The sequence below is a fragment of the Glaciibacter kafniensis genome (assembly GCF_039538945.1).
GTDB lineage: Bacteria > Actinomycetota > Actinomycetes > Actinomycetales > Microbacteriaceae > Cryobacterium > Cryobacterium kafniensis.
The window spans coordinates 953,170-969,488 of record NZ_BAABCN010000002.1 but is presented as its reverse complement, the minus strand read 5'-3'; the positions used below and the strand labels follow the sequence as shown (position 1 = coordinate 969,488).

At 64.2% G+C, this 16,319-nt stretch carries 14 protein-coding genes; 6 read left to right on the top strand and 8 right to left on the bottom strand.

The window, feature by feature from the left end; genetic code table 11:
* Positions 1-75: 75 nt before the first annotated feature.
* Both pepN and ABD791_RS05010 read right to left on the bottom strand, forming a co-directional pair.
* A complete protein-coding gene (pepN, locus tag ABD791_RS05015) occupies positions 76-2,637 on the bottom strand; it encodes an aminopeptidase N (RefSeq protein WP_345062875.1) in 2,562 nt (853 codons plus the stop codon).
* Positions 2,638-2,883: 246 nt separating this feature from the next.
* Positions 2,884-3,102, bottom strand: a complete 219-nt coding sequence (locus ABD791_RS05010; RefSeq protein WP_345062873.1) for a hypothetical protein — start codon at positions 3,100-3,102, stop codon at positions 2,884-2,886.
* Between the two features lie 368 nt (positions 3,103-3,470).
* Between ABD791_RS05010 and ABD791_RS05005 the strand changes: the two genes are divergently transcribed.
* The gene (locus tag ABD791_RS05005) at positions 3,471-3,605 is read left to right on the top strand and encodes a hypothetical protein (protein ID WP_345062871.1); all 135 of its coding nucleotides are present in this window, start codon (positions 3,471-3,473) and stop codon (positions 3,603-3,605) included.
* Positions 3,606-3,720: 115 nt separating this feature from the next.
* On the opposite strand, the gene ABD791_RS05000 is transcribed toward ABD791_RS05005, so the two are convergent.
* On the bottom strand, positions 3,721-5,211 hold the full coding sequence (locus tag ABD791_RS05000) for an SDR family NAD(P)-dependent oxidoreductase (RefSeq protein ID WP_345062869.1): 1,491 nt from the start codon (positions 5,209-5,211) through the stop codon (positions 3,721-3,723).
* Positions 5,212-5,280: 69 nt separating this feature from the next.
* Between ABD791_RS05000 and ABD791_RS04995 the strand changes: the two genes are divergently transcribed.
* Positions 5,281-5,883 carry a mycothiol-dependent nitroreductase Rv2466c family protein gene (locus ABD791_RS04995; RefSeq protein ID WP_345062867.1) on the top strand — a complete coding sequence of 201 codons (603 nt, stop codon included), beginning with the start codon at positions 5,281-5,283 and terminating at the stop codon, positions 5,881-5,883.
* Between the two features lie 158 nt (positions 5,884-6,041).
* Here ABD791_RS04995 and map read toward each other — a convergent pair whose 3' ends face one another.
* On the bottom strand, positions 6,042-6,908 hold the full coding sequence (map, locus tag ABD791_RS04990; protein WP_345062865.1) for a type I methionyl aminopeptidase: 867 nt from the start codon (positions 6,906-6,908) through the stop codon (positions 6,042-6,044).
* Positions 6,909-6,920: 12 nt separating this feature from the next.
* On the opposite strand from map, the gene ABD791_RS04985 reads away from it, so the two are divergent.
* Entirely contained in the window at positions 6,921-7,109 is a 189-nt protein-coding gene (locus ABD791_RS04985) for an SPOR domain-containing protein (RefSeq protein ID WP_345062863.1), read from the top strand.
* A gap of 12 nt (positions 7,110-7,121) precedes the next feature.
* Here the strand turns inward: ABD791_RS04985 and panB are convergent, their stop codons facing one another.
* The gene (panB, locus tag ABD791_RS04980) at positions 7,122-7,988 is read right to left on the bottom strand and encodes a 3-methyl-2-oxobutanoate hydroxymethyltransferase (protein WP_345064499.1); all 867 of its coding nucleotides are present in this window, start codon (positions 7,986-7,988) and stop codon (positions 7,122-7,124) included.
* Between the two features lie 91 nt (positions 7,989-8,079).
* Here panB and ABD791_RS04975 point away from each other — a divergent pair, with 91 nt between their 5' ends.
* Together ABD791_RS04975 and ABD791_RS04970 are read left to right on the top strand one after the other, a co-directional pair.
* On the top strand, positions 8,080-9,417 hold the full coding sequence (locus tag ABD791_RS04975) for a glutamine synthetase family protein (protein ID WP_345062861.1): 1,338 nt from the start codon (positions 8,080-8,082) through the stop codon (positions 9,415-9,417).
* A 24-nt stretch (positions 9,418-9,441) separates the two neighbouring features.
* On the top strand, positions 9,442-12,447 hold the full coding sequence (locus ABD791_RS04970; RefSeq protein ID WP_345062859.1) for a bifunctional [glutamine synthetase] adenylyltransferase/[glutamine synthetase]-adenylyl-L-tyrosine phosphorylase: 3,006 nt from the start codon (positions 9,442-9,444) through the stop codon (positions 12,445-12,447).
* An 84-nt stretch (positions 12,448-12,531) separates the two neighbouring features.
* Here the strand turns inward: ABD791_RS04970 and ABD791_RS04965 are convergent, their stop codons facing one another.
* Complete coding sequence (locus ABD791_RS04965) at positions 12,532-13,143, bottom strand: hypothetical protein (protein WP_345062857.1); 612 nt, start codon at positions 13,141-13,143, stop codon at positions 12,532-12,534.
* A 232-nt stretch (positions 13,144-13,375) separates the two neighbouring features.
* Positions 13,376-14,800, bottom strand: coding sequence for a type I glutamate--ammonia ligase (gene glnA / locus ABD791_RS04960; protein WP_345062855.1), 1,425 nt, complete (start codon positions 14,798-14,800; stop codon positions 13,376-13,378).
* Between the two features lie 196 nt (positions 14,801-14,996).
* Here glnA and ABD791_RS04955 point away from each other — a divergent pair, with 196 nt between their 5' ends.
* Positions 14,997-15,425, top strand: a complete 429-nt coding sequence (locus ABD791_RS04955) for an RDD family protein (RefSeq protein WP_345062853.1) — start codon at positions 14,997-14,999, stop codon at positions 15,423-15,425.
* 50 nt (positions 15,426-15,475) lie between these two features.
* On the opposite strand, the gene ABD791_RS04950 is transcribed toward ABD791_RS04955, so the two are convergent.
* Positions 15,476-16,186, bottom strand: coding sequence for a DUF4191 domain-containing protein (locus ABD791_RS04950; RefSeq protein WP_345062851.1), 711 nt, complete (start codon positions 16,184-16,186; stop codon positions 15,476-15,478).
* Positions 16,187-16,319: the final 133 nt, after the last annotated feature.

Here is a 16,319-nt window from a genome sequence, read left to right as displayed (position 1 = left end):
GTTAACGACCGACAGGCCCGGCCACCGGAGAACCGGTGATCGAGCCTGTCGACATCGAGCAGTCGAGCGGGCTAGCTACTGCGCGTCACGCGCCTGCGCAGCGAGTGCACGCTCAACACCGGCGACGTTCTCGATCACGAGGCGACGCAGGGCCGGCGGCTCAGCGTTCGCGTTCAGCCACACGTGAGTCGCGTCGACCAGCTCCTGGTTCGCCAGCGGCGACGGGTACAGGCCGATGATCAGCTTTTCGGCGATCGCGTAAGCACGCGATGCCCAGACGGTCTGCAGTGCGTCGAAGTACTTCGCGACGAACGGCTCGAGCAGCGCGGTGTCGTTTGCGCGCAGAAACCCGGCTGCGGTCACCCGAACGATCGTGTTCGGCGCCGTGTCGACGTCGATCAGCGATGCCCATGCGGCGAGCTTGCCTTCTGCGGTCGGAATCGAAGCCCGAGCCTGAGCGGCCGACTGTGCGCCGTTCGCGGTGTTGTCCTTCGCCAACGCCGCATCGATCTCGGCGGTTCCGGCACGTGCACCTGCGACGAGGGCGGTGAGCAGCTCCCAAGCCAGGTCGGTGTCGATCTCCAGCTGGGCCAACGGCGCCGAACCGTCGAGCAGGGCCGCGATGGCGTCAAGCTGCGCGTCGGTCGAGGCAATGGCTGCGAAGAACTTCACGAACTGGAACTGCGCGTCGCTGCCGGCTTCGGCGTTCTGGGCCAGAGCCCAGAGCGCGTCGCCAACCTCGGTCACGGTCTCGGCACGGTGCGCCTCCGACACGTAGTTGGTCGCCGTCAGCACGACCTGGCCGAGCACCGTGCGCAGCGTGGTCGACTCGGTTTCGGTGGCGATGTTGTTCAGTACCAGGCGCACGAAGTCGCGCGGCGACGTCTCGGCGTCGCGGGTCGCATCCCACGCCGAACCCCAGACGAGAGACCGGGCCAGCGGGCTTTCGATCGCGGCCAGGTTCTCGATGGCCACGCTGAGCGATGCAGCGTCGAGCCGGATCTTGGCGTAGGCGAGGTCGTCGTCGTTGAGCAAAACGAGGTCGGGACGTGCCTGACCAACGAGCTCGGGGACATCCGTGCGTACGCCGTCGACGTCGAGTTCGATGCGGTTGGTGCGCACGAGCGCGCCGCCCTGCAGAGAATTCGCGGTGTTGAAGTTATACAGACCGATCGCCAGGCGGTGCGGGCGAATCGTCGGGTAGTCGGCAGCGGCGCTCTGCAGCACGGCGAATCCGGTGATGATTCCGGATGCGTCAACCTCGATCTCGGGACGCAGCGTGTTCACGCCGGCCGTCTCGAGCCACAGCTTCGTCCACTCCGAGAGGTCGCGTCCGCTGGCGGCCTCCAGCTCGACCATCAGGTCGCTGAGCTCGGTGTTGCCCCAGGCGTGCTTCTTGAAGTACGCGGCGACGCCGGTGAAAAACGCGTCGATGCCGACCCAGGCGACGAGCTGCTTGAGCACCGAACCACCCTTGGCGTAGGTGATGCCGTCGAAGTTGACGAGCACGTCTTCGAGGTCGTTGATCGTGGCGACGACGGGGTGCGTCGACGGCAGCTGGTCCTGCTTGTAGGCCCAGCTCTTCTCCATGGCGGCGAAGGTGGTCCAGGCTTCGGTCCACTCGGTGGCCTCGGCGGTGGCGATGGTCGACGCCCACTCGGCGAACGACTCGTTCAGCCAGAGGTCGTTCCACCACTTCATGGTGACCAGGTCACCGAACCACATGTGGGCCAGCTCGTGCAGGATCGTGACGACGCGGCGTTCCTTGATGGCGTCTGTAACCTTCGAGCGAAAGACGTAGCTCTCGGTGAATGTGACAGCGCCGGCGTTCTCCATGGCGCCGGCGTTGAACTCGGGAACGAAGAGCTGGTCGTACTTGTCGAACGGGTAGGCGAAGTCGAACTTCTCCTCGAAGTAGCCGAAGCCCTGGCGGGTCTTCTCGAAGATGTAGTCGGCGTCGAGAAACTCCGACAGGCTCTTGCGGCTGAAGACGCCGAGCGGGATCGTGCGACCGTCGCGTGAGGTGAGCTCGCTGCGCACGACGGCGTAGGGGCCGGCCACCAGCGCGGTGATGTAGCTCGACATGATGTGGGTCGGGGCGAAGGCCCAGGTTTTGGCACCGTTACCGGCATCCGTCGGCTCGGGCGTAGTCGAGTTGGAGACGACCTCCCAGGCGGCCGGCGCGGTCACGGTGAATGCGAAGGATGCCTTGAGGTCTGGCTGCTCGAAGACCGCGAACATGCGGCGGGAGTCTGGAACCTCGAACTGACTGTAGAGGTAGACCTCATTGTCGACGGGGTCGACGAAACGGTGCAGGCCCTCGCCGGTGTTCGTGTACACCGCGTCGGCGACGACGGTCAACTCATTCTCGTCTTCGAGATCATCGAGCTGAATACGGATGCCGTCACTCACGACAGACGGGTCAAGCTCGACTCCGTTGAGGGTGACGGAGTGCACGGTGCGGGTGATCGCGTCGATGAAGGTCGAGGCGCCCGGCGTCGAGGCGAAGGTGACGGTGGTGGTGCTCGCGAAGGTCTCGGGACCGGTGGTCAGGTCCAACGAGACGTCGTAACTGTGAACGGTGACGAGCGCGGCACGCTCCTGGGCTTCGACCCTGGTCAGGTTTTCTCCGGGCAACGATTTCTCCAATTCAGTTCAAGGAATCACTGGCGCTCGTGGCGCCGGTGCACAGAGATCAAGCCTAGCCATGTCTGACCGCCGCCACCCCGTCAGAACGGACGCGCAGGGCGCAATTCAGCGGGCGACGCAGACGTCAAACGCAGACGTCAAACGCAGACGTCAAACGCAGACGTCAAACGCAGACGTCAAACGCAGACGTCAAACGCAGTCGTCAAATGCAGTCGCCGAACGCAGCAACCGAACTCAGTCCACCGACTCCATCTGGGTGGCGATGTAGTTGCGGTCGGCGACGGTGAGCATCGTCTCCTCCGACCCGGAGGCATCGACACCACAGAGCGCGGAGATTTCAGCGAGGATATGCGGCGGCAGCGGCTCCTCCTCGTGGGCAAGAAGCCAGCGCTTGGCCGGGATGTCGAGCCGTGGCCACCACAGTTCGATGGATGGAAGGTGTGTCGTGTTCATGAGGGTCCTCCTTGACGAGGCCATCGATGTCTTCCCTTCACGATACGCGCCTCGGGCGTCGGGAGGCAGGGGCTGTCGCTACACGGTCTGAGTGAGCCGCCGATTCACATCCATTTCTTGAGTGTGAAGGTCACGTACATACGCTCGGTCACTGCGGCGCCTGTCGCTCGCCAAGCCACGCAGCGATGTCACTGCCCGTCGGAGTCGGAAGGAGGCACAAGGTGATGCGGCCGGGCTCCTCATTGGAGGACGTCAGGGCTGCCGCAATGGAGGTGTACCCGGTGCGTTTCGAGGAAAAAGGCGTACCGTGCGCAGTAGCAATTTGCACAGCCAATAGGGCCTCCGGGCCCCCAACGGAGGAGCAGAAAATGCCTGACAAGTCGCCACACCATCACAACGATAAAAAGCACGGCCTGACGATCAAACAGAAACGCGCGAACAAGAGGGAGAAGGCTCATCCCGCCGAGGAGGCCGACCCCGTCGCGCACATCAAGAAGGGCTGACATTCGAGGCGGTGCATGCTGCGCAGGGAGTGCTCGCCGCGCAGCGGGCACCGCATCGCTGTAGTCAAAGCGGCGTCAATCCCGCACCCACAGCCCGACCGACCCAGCGACGGGCCTACCAGGTGCCGGGCTTGTAGTCCTTCATGAAGACTCCGGTGAGGTCCTCGCCGGCCTCACCACGTACGATCGGGTCGTAGACGCGCGCTGCGCCATCCACCAGGTCGAGCGGAGCGTGAAAGCCTTCCTCGGCCAGTCGCACCTTCGTCGGGTGCGGTCGTTCGTCGGTGATCCAGCCGGTGTCGACGCTGGTCATCAGAATGCCGTCGCTGAGCATCTCCTTGGCGCTGGTGCGCGTGAGCATGTTCATCGCGGCCTTGGCCATGTTCGTGTGCGGGTGGCCTGGTCCCTTGTAACCGCGACCGAAGACACCCTCCATCGCCGACACGTTGACGATGTAGGTGCGTCGGGCCGGCGACGAGGCCATGGATGCGCGCAGCCGGCTGACCAGGATGAACGGCGCCGTCGTGTTGCAGAGTTGAACTTCGAGCATCTCCAGCGGGTCGACGTCTTCGACGTTCGCGGTCCAGCTGTTCTCCTTGTGCAGATCGGGAACCAAGCCGCCCGCATCAATCGCCGTGCCGTCGGCGAGACGGGCCAGCGACGATGAGCCGGGAGCCAACGCCAGGTTGGTCAGATCTTCGGCAGTGAGCGGACCCGCACCGGCGAGTGATGCAGCGGCCAAAATGGGGTGGCTGGCGACCGAGGCGGCGAGGGCGAGCGGATGCGCGTCGTTCGTGTGCCCGAAGCTCACGATCTCGGGCATGTCGCCTTCGGGCAACGGCGACGATTCGGCCTCGACCAGCGGCGAGTAGGAGCCGGGGGAGCGGCGCACGGTCTGCGCGGCGTTGTTGATCAGAATGTCGAGTGGTCCCTGCTCGGCCACGGAATCCGCTAAGCCGATCACCTGGGCCGGGTCACGCAGGTCGATGCCGACGATGCGCAGACGGTGCAGCCACTCGCCGGAGTCGGGCATCGCGGCAAAACGGCGCACGGCGTCGCGCGGAAACCGGGTGGTGATGGTGGTGTGGGCGCCGTCGCGCAGCAGACGCAGTGCGATGTACATGCCGATCTTGGCGCGGCCGCCGGTGAGCAGGGCGCGCTTTCCGGTGAGGTCGGTGCGGGCGTCACGTTTGGCGTGGCTCATGGCCGCGCAGCTCGGGCAGAGCTGGTGGTAGAACGCATCGACCAGGGTGTAGCGCTGCTTACAGATGTAGCAGGGGCGTGCGACGAGCAGCTCGCCGGCGGTGGGCGCATCCGTGCCCCGCGTCAGCTGCGCGCCACGTGTCTCGTCGTCGATGCGGGTCGGAGCGCCGGTCGCCGTCGCAGCGATGACGTCACGGTCGGCTTCTGCGATCGCCTGGCGCTTCTCGGCGCGGCGCACGACCTTGACCGATTTGAACATCTTGGCCGTCGCCTGGCGCACGGTCGTGAAGTCGGGGTCGTCTGGATCGACGTCGGCGAGGGAGGCCAGAACCCGGAGGGCGACCTCAAGATCGTGAGGATCGATGTGCGAGGCGGTCGCGGGGGACAGAGGCTCCGAGGTCATCAGATAATTCTACGACGGCCACGCTGGGAGTCGGTGTTGCATGCAGGTGGGCACGCTTAGGGTAGTCGAATGACTGATTCCGTAGAGTTCTGGTTTGACCCGTCGTGCCCCTGGGCCTGGATGACATCCCGCTGGGTGGACGAGGTGGCGAAGCAGCGCGACCTCGACGTCACGTGGAACGTGATGAGCTTGGCCGTGCTGAACGAAGACAAAGACGTCAGCGACGAGTACAAGGCGTTCTTCCCCCGGGCGCTCAAGTACACCCGGCTCGTCGCCGCGGCCAAGGAACTGCACGGTCAGGAGATCGTCAAGCCCCTCTATGACGCGCTCGGCACCCGGATTCACCCGGGCGAGAGCACGGATCCCGCCGAGGTCATTCCCGCCGCCTTGGCTGAGGTCGGCCTGCCGGCCGAGTTCGCCGCGCACGCCGACAGTGATGCGCACGACCCGCAGATGCGGGCGAGCCACTTCGAGGGCATCAACCGGGTCGGCCAGGATGTCGGCACCCCCGTGATCTCGGTCAACGGCGTCGCCTTCTTCGGCCCGGTGATTTCGCCGGCGCCGAAGGGCGAGCAGGCTCTCGCCCTCTGGGACGGCGTCGTCGCGGCGGCGGCGTACGACGGTTTCTTCGAGATCAAGCGCACGCGCACGCGCGGACCGATCTTCGACTAGTCGCCCCGCCCGTTCCGCTGTTTCCGCCGAGCTTGACACTTCCGGTCGAGAACCCCTGTTCTACCAGGGATTCTCGACCGAAACGGTCAAACTCGGCAAGTCTCGTTGGGCGAGGTCTCGTTGGGCGAGGTCGCACTCGTGAGTTCAGGTGCGCCGGGCTACGGCAGCGTCAGAATTTCAGCGCCACGCTCGGTCACCACGAGCGTGTGTTCGAACTGCGCGGTGATGCTCTTGTCTTTCGTCGTGACGGTCCAGTCGTCGGCCCACATGTCCCACTCGTGGGTGCCGAGCGTGAGCATCGGTTCGATGGTGAAGACCATGCCGGGCTCGATCACGGTGTTGTAGGCGGGGGCCGAGTCGTAGTGGGGGATGATCAGGCCGGAGTGGAATGCTTCGCCGACGCCGTGGCCGGTGAAGTCGCGCACGACGCCGTAGCCGAAGCGCTTGGCGTAGGACTCAATGGCGCGGCCGATCACGTTGACTTCGCGGCCGGGAGCGACGGCCTTGATGCCGCGGGCGAGTGACTCACGGGTGCGTTCGACGAGATCGGTCACCGCTGTGCTCGCCTCGCCGACGATGAACGTCACGTTGCTGTCCCCGTGCACGCCGTTCTTGAACGCCGTGATGTCGATGTTGACGATGTCACCGTTCTCGAGAACCGTGTCATCGGGGATGCCATGGCAGATGACCTCGTTCACCGAGCTGCAGAGCGACTTGGGGTAACCGCGGTAACCGAGGGTCGACGGGTAGGCGCCGTGAGAGATCACGAACTCATGCCCAATGGCATCAAGCTCTTCGGTCGTCACACCGGGGCGGATGGCGCGGCCCACTGCCTGGATCGCCTGTGCGGCAATCCGACCAGACTCGCGAATGAGCGCAATCTTTTCCGGCGAGTACCCGTCAGAGCCGGTGAAGGGAGAAGGTCCCTTCTTTCCGACGTATTCCGGACGCGGAATAGAACTGGGTACAGGGCGGGTCGCTGAGACCGTTCCAGGAACGAGGTGACCGGCTGAATCCTTAGGCATAGGATCAAGCTTATGGCCGAAGATACTGAGCACCAGTTTTGGTACAACATGCGCACGGGTGACGTCGAGCAAGGTTTCGTGTCGCCGTCAGCCGACCGCGTCGGTCCCTTCGCGACGCGCGAAGAGGCATCGCACGCACTCGAGAAGCTCCGTGCGAACAGCGCGAAGTGGGCTGAGGAAGACCGGGAAGACGACCGCTAGCGAGAACCGCCGCTACTCGTAGTTGTGTTCCGGTGCCGGGTAGGCACCGGTCGCGACGTCGTCTCTGAAGTGATTCACCGCATCCGTGAGAACACTGTGCAGATTCGCGTACTGCTTGACGAACCGCGGAACCCGGCCTTCGGTCATTCCGGCAAAATCGGACCAGACCATCAACTGTCCGTCGACATCCGGCCCGGCGCCGACGCCGATCGTCGGGATCTCCAGCCGCTTGGTCACCTCGGCGGCGACCGACCCCGGAACCATTTCCAGCACCACCGCGAACGCGCCGGCGTCTTGCACGGCCAAGGCGTCCTCGATCAGCTTCTCGGCGCCGGAAGAACCGCGTCCCTGGATCATGTGGCCGCCCAAGCCGTGCTCGCTCTGCGGCGTGAACCCGATGTGTCCCATCACCGGGATTCCGGCTGAGACGATGCGTTTGATCTGCTTGCGGCTGCGCACCCCGCCCTCGAGCTTGACCGCGTGCGAGTGAGACTCCTTCATAAACCGCACCGCTGTGTGCAGGGCCTCCTCTTTGCCGCCTTCATACGAGCCGAACGGCATATCGGCGACGACCAGCGCACGTTTCGCAGCCATCGCCACCGCACGGGTCAACGGAATGAGCTCATCAACGGTGACCGGCAGGGTGCTCTCGTAGCCGAAGACGTTGTTGCCTGCTGAGTCGCCGACGAGCAGAAAGTCGATGCCAGCCTGATCGAAGATCTGGGCGGTCAGCATGTCGTAGCTGGTCAAACCCGTGATCGGGATGCCTTGCTGCTTCGCCGTCTGAAAGTGCCGAGTGCGCACCCGTTTGGGTCCGGCCGGAGCCGCTCCATACGGATTCTGCTCGGCGGGCGTGCTTGAGGCGTCTGACGTCGTCATCTCTGGCATGAGATCAAGTGTAGTCAGGGGGTGTTTTCGCGTAAGAACAGGGCCGCAGCAAGTAGCCTAGACACGACAAGAAAGGGCGTGGATGGATAAGCAACGCGACTTCGTACTTCGAACTATCGAGGAACGGAGCATCAAGTTCATTCGACTCTGGTTCACGGATGTCGTCGGCACCCTCAAATCGGTTGCCATCGCGCCCGCAGAGGTCGAGGGAGCCTTCATCGAAGGCCTCGGGATCGACGGCTCGGCAATCGAAGGTCTGACCCGCTCGTTCGAGGCCGACGTACTCCTGCATCCGGACCCCACCACGTTCCAGATTTTGCCCTGGCGCGGTGAAGTCGACCCGACCGCCCGCATGTTCTGCGACATCACCACGCCAGACGGTCAGCCGGCTGTCGCCGACCCCCGCAACGTTTTGAAACGCACCCTCGCGAAGGCCGCCGAACGCGGTTTCACGTTCTACACGCATCCTGAGATTGAGTTCTACCTGTTGAAGTCGTCGAAGGTCGGCAAAGACGGGCCGGTTCCCGTCGACTCGGCCGGCTACTTCGACAACGTTCCAGGCGGCACCGCTCACGACTTCCGTCGCCGTTCAGTGCGCATGCTCGAAGACCTCGGCATTTCGGTGGAGTTCAGCCACCACGAGGCCGGCCCCGGCCAGAATGAGATCGACCTCCGCTACGCCGACGCGCTCACCACTGCCGACAACATCATGACCTTCCGTACCGTCATCAAAGAGGTGGCGATCGAGCAGGGTGTCTACGCCACGTTCATGCCGAAACCCATGTCTGATCACCCCGGTTCGGGCATGCACACGCACGTGTCGCTGTTCGAAGGTGACACCAACGCGTTCTATGAGGCCGGCGCGCAGTACCAGCTGTCGAAGACCGGCCGTCAGTTCATTGCCGGGCTGCTGCGTCACGCACCGGAGATCACCGCGGTCACCAACCAGTTCGTGAACTCCTACAAGCGGCTCTGGGGCGGCGACGAGGCCCCGAGCTTCGTCTGCTGGGGGCACAACAACCGCTCAGCGCTCGTGCGCGTGCCGCTCTACAAGCCCAACAAGGGCCAGAGTTCACGCATCGAGTACCGGGCAATGGATTCAGCGGCAAACCCGTACCTCGCCTACTCGCTCATGCTGGCCGCCGGCCTCAAGGGCATCGAAGAGGGTTACGAACTGCCGCCTGAGGCCGAAGACAACGTCTGGAGCCTGAGCGACACCGAGCGTCGTGCGCTGGGCTACCACCCGCTGCCCGCGAGTCTCGACCAGGCCATCGAAGCCATGGAGAACTCCGAGCTCGTTGCCGAGACGCTGGGGGAGCAGGTGTTCAACTACGTGCTGCTCAACAAGCGTCAGGAATGGAAGGACTACCGCGCCCAGGTGACGCCGTTCGAGCTTCGCAAAAACCTCGAAATGCTCTAACCGCCAGGGGTGTAACGCAACACCATGGCACGTGACCAACTGAACCTCACCGCGCTGGCTCGCGTCGGCTTCAACGAGCTCAGCGCCGTGCGCGCTCGACTCGCTGAAGCCGAGGCGCTCGGTGCTCCCGACTCGGCCGAGCTCTTGCCGATGCTGGCCAATGCGGCGAGCCCGGATGCCGCGCTCGGCTCGCTGCTTGACCTGCTCCGTCAGTCGCCAGAGCAGGTGCAGGCGCTCTTAGTCGATCCGCAGGCGGCCCAGCGTCTGCTCGTGGTGCTCGGTGCTTCCAGCGGTGTCGCAGAGTTCTTCTTGCGGCATCCGTCTGAACTCTCGGTGCTCGCCGCCCCGCGTACCGATGTGCCGGATGCCGCAGAGCTCCTGGCCGATCTGCTGGACTCCGTTGGGGCAGTCAACGGCTTCTCGACGATGGTGGAGGAGCCGGCCTGGGTGGCCCTGCGGGTGCGCTATCGGCGCCGACTAGCCGAACTCGCAGCCTTCGACCTGGAACAGGCCGATCCGGTAGCCGGTGTGGACCAGGTCGCCGAAACATTGGCGAACCTGGCAGCCGCAGCACTGGAAGCCTCACTCGCCGTGGCTCGCACCATGTGTTCTGCTGATGTCGCGGCCCCCGGAGTGTTCGCCACAGAGGAGGTCGCCGCCACCCGATTCGCGGTGATCGGAATGGGCAAGGCCGGCGCATCTGAGCTCAACTACGTCAGCGACGTCGATGTGATTTTCGTGGCATCCGGCGACGAGACCGGCGATCTGTCGAACGCACGCGCCGTCGAGATCGCCACCCGTCTCGCCATCCTGATGATGCGCGGCATCAACGAGGCGGCCGTGGAGCCCGAGCTCTGGGAGGTCGATCCGAACCTCCGCCCCGAAGGCAAGGCTGGCGCTCTCGTGCGCTCCTTGGAGTCGCATCTCGCGTACTACGACAGGTGGGCGAAGAGCTGGGAGTTCCAAGCACTGTTGAAGGCGCGCCCCCTCGCCGGCGACCTCGGCCTCGGACACTCCTACGTCGACGCTCTGGCCCCGAAAGTCTGGTCGAGCGCCAGCCGTGAGAACTTTGTCGAGTCGGTGCAGCGGATGCGTGAACGCGTGACGGCCAACATCCCCGACGACGAAGTCGACATCCAGCTCAAACTGGGTCCGGGTGGACTGCGGGACATCGAGTTCACCGTTCAGTTGCTGCAGCTCGTGCACGGGCAGGTCGACCCGGCGGTTCGCCAGCCCGGTACCTTGCCGGCTCTGGCGGCACTGGCTGATGCCGGTTATATCGGTCGTGCTGAGGCGACAGACTTTGCCCACGACTACCGGGTGCTGCGGCTGATGGAGCACCGGCTGCAGCTCGCCCGCCTGCGTCGTACCCATTTGCTGCCGCGTGACGAAGAGCATTTGCGGCTGCTGGCTCGGGCTACCGGCTTGGCGACCAGCGCCGCGGGTCTCCGCACGCTTTGGTCCGAGACTAAACAACGCGTGCGCGGCCTGCACGAGCGCCTCTTCTACCGACCGTTGCTTTCGGCAGTGGCTGCGCTGCCGGCTGAGGGGCTGAATCTCACGAGTGGGCAGGCCGAGGCGCGGCTCGCGGCCATCGGTTTTCGTAACACTGCCGGTGCCTTGGGACACATTGCGGCCCTCACCGGTGGGGTGTCTCGGCGGGCGACGATCCAACGGCATCTGCTACCGGTCATGTTGCAATGGTTCTCCGAGGGCGCCGACCCCGACTACGGGCTCCTCTCCTTCCGTCGACTGAGCGATGATCTCGGCTCGACGTACTGGTTTCTGCGCATGCTGCGTGATTCCTCCGGCGCTGCCGAGCGCCTCACCCGGGTGCTTTCCGGATCACGTTTCATCGGTGAACTGCTCGAAACCATTCCCGAAGCCGTCGCGTGGCTCGAAGACCCCGACGATCTGCGTCCACGCCCGCTCTCCGTTCTGCAAGAAGAAGCTCGGGCGGTGCTGGCCCGTCACACGAGCGCGGATGCCGCCGCCGGCATCCTGCGCACCGCGCGTCGCCGTGAGGTGCTCCGTCTCGCTTTCTCCGCATTCCTCGGCGAGCTGACTCTCGATGAGCTGGCGCGGGGCCTCACGGAGGTGACCGCCACCCACATTCAGGCTGTCACTGCCGCAATTCGCGGGAGTGGCCTGACCGCCGACGAGGGTGAGGGCGACGGCATCGAGTTCGCAGTGATCGCGATGGGGCGTTTCGGAGGGGCAGAACTCGGATTCGGTTCCGACGCTGACGTGATGTACGTCTTTCGGGCGGGCTCCCTCGAGGGCGAGGCTGCCCATGACCGCGCCAAATTCATCGTGCGTGAGCTGAGTCGGCTCACCGAAGACAGTCGACTGCCGCTCGACCTCGACATCGGGCTGCGCCCGGAGGGCAAGAACGGTGTCGTCGTGCGCTCGCTTGACTCGTACGCCGCCTACTACCGACGCTGGTCGCTGACCTGGGAAGCGCAGGCACTCCTCCGCGCGCGAGGCGTGGCTGGCGATGCCGCCCTTCTGCACGACTTTGAAGAGATCGCCGACACCGTGCGTTATCCCACTGCGATCGCCGACAAAGACGTGCGTGAGGTCAAGCGCATCAAGGCCCGGGTTGAAAATGAACGCCTGCCACAGGGTGCCGACCCGATGCGCCATCTCAAGCTCGGCCGCGGCTCGCTCAGCGACGTCGAGTGGTTCGTGCAGTTGCTGCAGTTGCAGCACGCCGCGGCCATCCCGGCACTTCGGTCGACTTCGACACTTCATACCCTGCACGAAGCGAGCCTGGCTGGGCTGGTCACCGAGTCGGATGCAGCGACGCTGCGTGCCGCGTGGGTGTTCGCGTCGCGCGCACGGTCGGCCATCACCCTCTGGACCAACAAAACCTCTGACGTGCTCCCCATTGACCGGGCGCAGCTGGAGGGGATCGCTCGGGTGATGGAGTATCCGCCCGGTTCGGCCAACCAGCTCGACGAGGACTACCTGGCCGTCACCCGTCGCTCGCGTGCGGTCTTCGAACGGGAGTTCTACGGGCCAGCCTAGCCACGCGGCTCTTTGCGCCCGCCGCGAGGCGCCCGCCGCGAGCGTCATTTGGTCCGGTGATGGCCAGCCAACCTGTCTGAGAATCTAAAAGAGGCCGAGATTCCAGAGGCTAGGGCGCGGAGTCGTGTATACGGTAAAGATGGCATCTGTGCCCTCTGGACCAGCCTCGACCACGACGACGTCGTAACCGAATTCTCTGTGAAGTCGGTCTGAGATCGCAGTTGTCAGCCCCCGAACCCCAATGATCTCTGTGGGGCCCGGACCAATGCCGCTCGACCTGATGTCGATCCCCTCCGCAGGCATCGCCCCGAACCTGCTGGCTACACGGTCGTTCAGTTCAGTCAGTGAGGCATAGGTGCGGGTCACCGCCGAGAACGTAACCATCGCAGGGTCGGCTGAGGCAGCCTGCAGGAGCGACGATTCAAGAGCTGGTGAAGAGCCGACGAGATGAACGATCAGTCCGTTGCCTTCCTCGTTGTACTCAACGCCTCCAAAGGAACCCGGAAATTGAGTTGCGCCGACGCGTGCGATTGATTCTGCCGTGTCCGGCAGGTTCATCGCGGTGGCCGAGGGGGTTTGTGAACTCGGCCGTGGACGCGTCGGTTCTGAAGCGGCCGGCGGCAACCCGCTCAGCATGACGGCCCCTGAGATGCCCAACGCCACAATGATTCCAGCCGATTTTTGCACGACGCTCACGACAACCCCTTTGAGAAACGCCACGTCCTGGCTCTCGTTTCAAACGCTGCGTGAAAAAGTTCCTGATGGTGGCTGATTCTCCCAAAGGTAGACCCAAATAGCAATCGAACGGGCACCTGTGGCCGAAAACAGATGAGTCCGCATGGGCTGCCGTCAGTGACGGTTTGCGCAGCTCATGCGGACTCGTAGCGGACTGAAGTACGTTCAGCCCAGTGGATTAGCGAGGAACGGTTTAGACGCCGTAGTACAGTTCGTACTCGAACGGGTGCGGACGCGCGGCGAGCGGCTTGATCTCGTGCTCACGCTTGAACGCGATCCAGGTCTCGATCAGTTCGGGCGTGAAGACGTTGCCGGCGAGCAGGAAGTCGTGGTCGGCTTCCAGCGCGTCGAGCGCGGCGTCGAGCGAGGCCGGCAGCTGCGGGATGTTCTTGGCTTCTTCGGGCGGCAGCTCGTAGAGGTCCTTGTCGACCGGCTCGTGCGGTTCGATGCGGTTCTTGATTCCGTCGAGGCCGGCCATCAGCTGAGCGGCGAAGGCGAGGTACGGGTTGCTGGCGCCGTCTGGCACGCGGAACTCGATGCGCTTGGCCTTGGGGTTGGTGCCGGTGATCGGGATACGGATGCAGGCTGAGCGGTTGCCGGCCGAGTAGACCAGGTTGACCGGAGCCTCGAAGCCGGGAACCAGGCGACGGAACGAGTTGGTGCTCGGGTTGGTGAACGCGAGCACAGCCGGGGCGTGCTTGAGCAGACCACCGATGTACCAACGGGCGAGGTCGGAGAGTCCGCCGTAGCCTGCCTCATCGTAGAAGAGCGGCTTGCCGTCGGACCAGAGCGACTGGTGCGTGTGCATGCCGGAGCCGTTATCGCCGAACAGCGGCTTCGGCATGAACGTGGCGGTCTTGCCCCATTCGTGCGCCGTGTTCTTGACGATGTACTTGAACTTGAGGATGTCGTCGGCCGCGTGCACCATCGTGTCGAAGCGGTAGTTGATCTCGCCCTGTCCGCCGGTGCCCACCTCGTGGTGGCTGCGCTCCAGGATGAGTCCGGCGTCGATCAGCTTGAGGCAGATGTCGTCGCGCAGGTCGGCGTGCTGGTCGACCGGGCTGACCGGAAAGTAGCCGCCCTTGAAGGGAGTCTTGTTGGCGAGGTTGCCGCCCTCTTCGACGCGACCGGAGTTCCAGGCGCCTTCGCTGGAGTCGACCGAGTAGAAGCTCGAGTGCTGGTTCACTTCGTAGCGCACGTCGTCGAAGATGTAGAACTCGGCTTCGGGAGCGAAGAATGCGGTGTCGGCGATGCCGGTGGAGGCGAGGTACTTCTCAGCCTTCTTGGCAACCTGACGCGGGTCTTTCGAGTAGATCTCGCCGTTGCGCGGGTTGTAGATGTCGAAGATCATGATGAGCGTGCGCTCGGCGCGGAATGCGTCGATGTACGCGGTGGTGACATCGGGGATCAGCTGCAGGTCCGACTCGTGGATCGACGCGAAACCGCGGATCGAGGAACCATCGAACAACTGGCCGACGGTGAAGAACTCCTCATCGACTGTCGACGCAGGGATGTTGAAGTGCTGCTGCACACCCGGCATGTCGGTGAAACGGATGTCGAGGAACTTGACATCGGTTTCTTTGATGAATTTGAGCACTTCTGAGGAATCGCGGAACATGCGGTTAACTCCAAACGGCGTGGTTCTCTGGGACAGTCGCGCACTGCGGCCAAGAACGAGCGTAGCTGAGGGTCGTTTCTTGAGAGTGACGCGAATGTTTCGCGCATGTTACGTGGCGGGTGAGTGCGGGTCATCGCGGAGGCGAGCGGATGTCCGCGGCGGCACCGCGCTCAGGTGCGCTCGATAGACTCAAGGTGTGTCTGACTCCTCATCGAAATCCGTCTCTTTTGGGCAGCTGGCCCCGAGTGAATGGCCGGGGGAGCGGCTCGGTCTCCCCGAACGCGGACCCCGCTCCGTGGCGCGGGTCGGTCGTCGCCTGGCCGCTCTGGCCATCGACTGGGCCCTGGCCGTCGCGGCGTCGAGCCTGTTCTTCAACTACAACGGTTTCGCCACGACGCTCATCTTCGTCGGCATGCAGATCGTCTTCATCCCCACGATCGGCGGAAGCATCGGCCACCGACTGCTCGGCCTGCGCGTCGTCGCACTGGCCGGAGGCTGGGTCGGCCTCTGGCGTCCCGTCGTGCGTTCAGTGTTGCTCGGCATTGTCGTTCCGGCACTCGTCTGGGATTCAGACCAGCGTGGTTTTCACGACAAAATCGCCGGCACGGTTCTGATCCGCGCCTAGCGAATCGAGAAACCGTACCGGCGATGACTGAGGCTGGAGGGTAAGGCGGCCTAACGGCCGCGCTGCGGACGAGCCTTGAACGGGTCGACGCCCTTCGGAATCGGCAGTGCATTTCCGAGGGAGCTCAGACGGTTGTTCACGGCTAAGACCTCGGCCTTGGTGAGGGTCGGCTTGATGCGCGTGAGGCGACGCGCGAGCTTGTGCAGCGGCACGGCGTCTTCGTCGGGGCCGACTGAAATCGTGGTGACCGCGACATTGCCGAGAACCTTGGCAACCTTGCGACGCTCGTCGTCGATCATGCGCGCGGTGCGTGAGCGGGGGCCTTCGCTGATCAGCACGACGCCACCACGGCCGACGGCGCGGTAAACGGCATCCTGAGTCTTGCCGTTGACGGCAACCGGCATTTCACTGCCGACCCAGCCGCGCTTGAGAGAGCTGCGCAGCACGGCGCCGACGGCGCCCGGCTGTCCTTCGATCTGGGAGTACGCGGCCTTCTCTGCGCGGCGGCCCAGGATGATGAGCATTGCCAGCACGCCACCGAGCACGCCGGCGACGATCCAGAGCACCAGCGACAGAACGTTGCCGGGCGAGAAGATGAAGGCCAAGGCAAGACCGAGCGCAACCGGAACGAGGAAGGCCAGAATCAAGAAGAGGGTGATCTTCGAGTCGTAGCGTCTCGTCATCTGGAAGACCTGCCACATTTGCTTCAAGCGGCCTGGTTCTTTGGGTTTGCGGGGAGTCTTATCCTTGCTGCGTGCCATGGGTCTAAGACTACCGAGTCCGCCGAATGTCGCGTGACCGATTCCGGCACCCTGGGCAACGCTTGCAGCGGACGGCGGGCGCACCGACGCTCCTTCACCAGGGGAAGGAGGCAGAACTTCTGCACAGATTGTC

Excerpts from the sequence above, each read along its gene's own strand:
- ABD791_RS04975 (WP_345062861.1), top strand. The coding sequence starts at position 8,080 with ATGGATAAGCAACGCGACTTCGTACTTCGAACTATCGAGGAACGGAGC.
- glnA (WP_345062855.1), bottom strand. The coding sequence starts at position 14,800 with ATGTTCCGCGATTCCTCAGAAGTGCTCAAATTCATCAAAGAAACCGAT.
- ABD791_RS05000 (WP_345062869.1), bottom strand. The coding sequence starts at position 5,211 with ATGACCTCGGAGCCTCTGTCCCCCGCGACCGCCTCGCACATCGATCCT.
- ABD791_RS04995 (WP_345062867.1), top strand. The coding sequence starts at position 5,281 with ATGACTGATTCCGTAGAGTTCTGGTTTGACCCGTCGTGCCCCTGGGCC.
- ABD791_RS05005 (WP_345062871.1), top strand. The coding sequence starts at position 3,471 with ATGCCTGACAAGTCGCCACACCATCACAACGATAAAAAGCACGGCCTG.
- ABD791_RS05010 (WP_345062873.1), bottom strand. The coding sequence starts at position 3,102 with ATGAACACGACACACCTTCCATCCATCGAACTGTGGTGGCCACGGCTC.
- ABD791_RS04950 (WP_345062851.1), bottom strand. The coding sequence starts at position 16,186 with ATGGCACGCAGCAAGGATAAGACTCCCCGCAAACCCAAAGAACCAGGC.
- map (WP_345062865.1), bottom strand. The coding sequence starts at position 6,908 with ATGCCTAAGGATTCAGCCGGTCACCTCGTTCCTGGAACGGTCTCAGCG.
- ABD791_RS04985 (WP_345062863.1), top strand. The coding sequence starts at position 6,921 with ATGGCCGAAGATACTGAGCACCAGTTTTGGTACAACATGCGCACGGGT.
- ABD791_RS04970 (WP_345062859.1), top strand. The coding sequence starts at position 9,442 with ATGGCACGTGACCAACTGAACCTCACCGCGCTGGCTCGCGTCGGCTTC.
- panB (WP_345064499.1), bottom strand. The coding sequence starts at position 7,988 with ATGACGACGTCAGACGCCTCAAGCACGCCCGCCGAGCAGAATCCGTAT.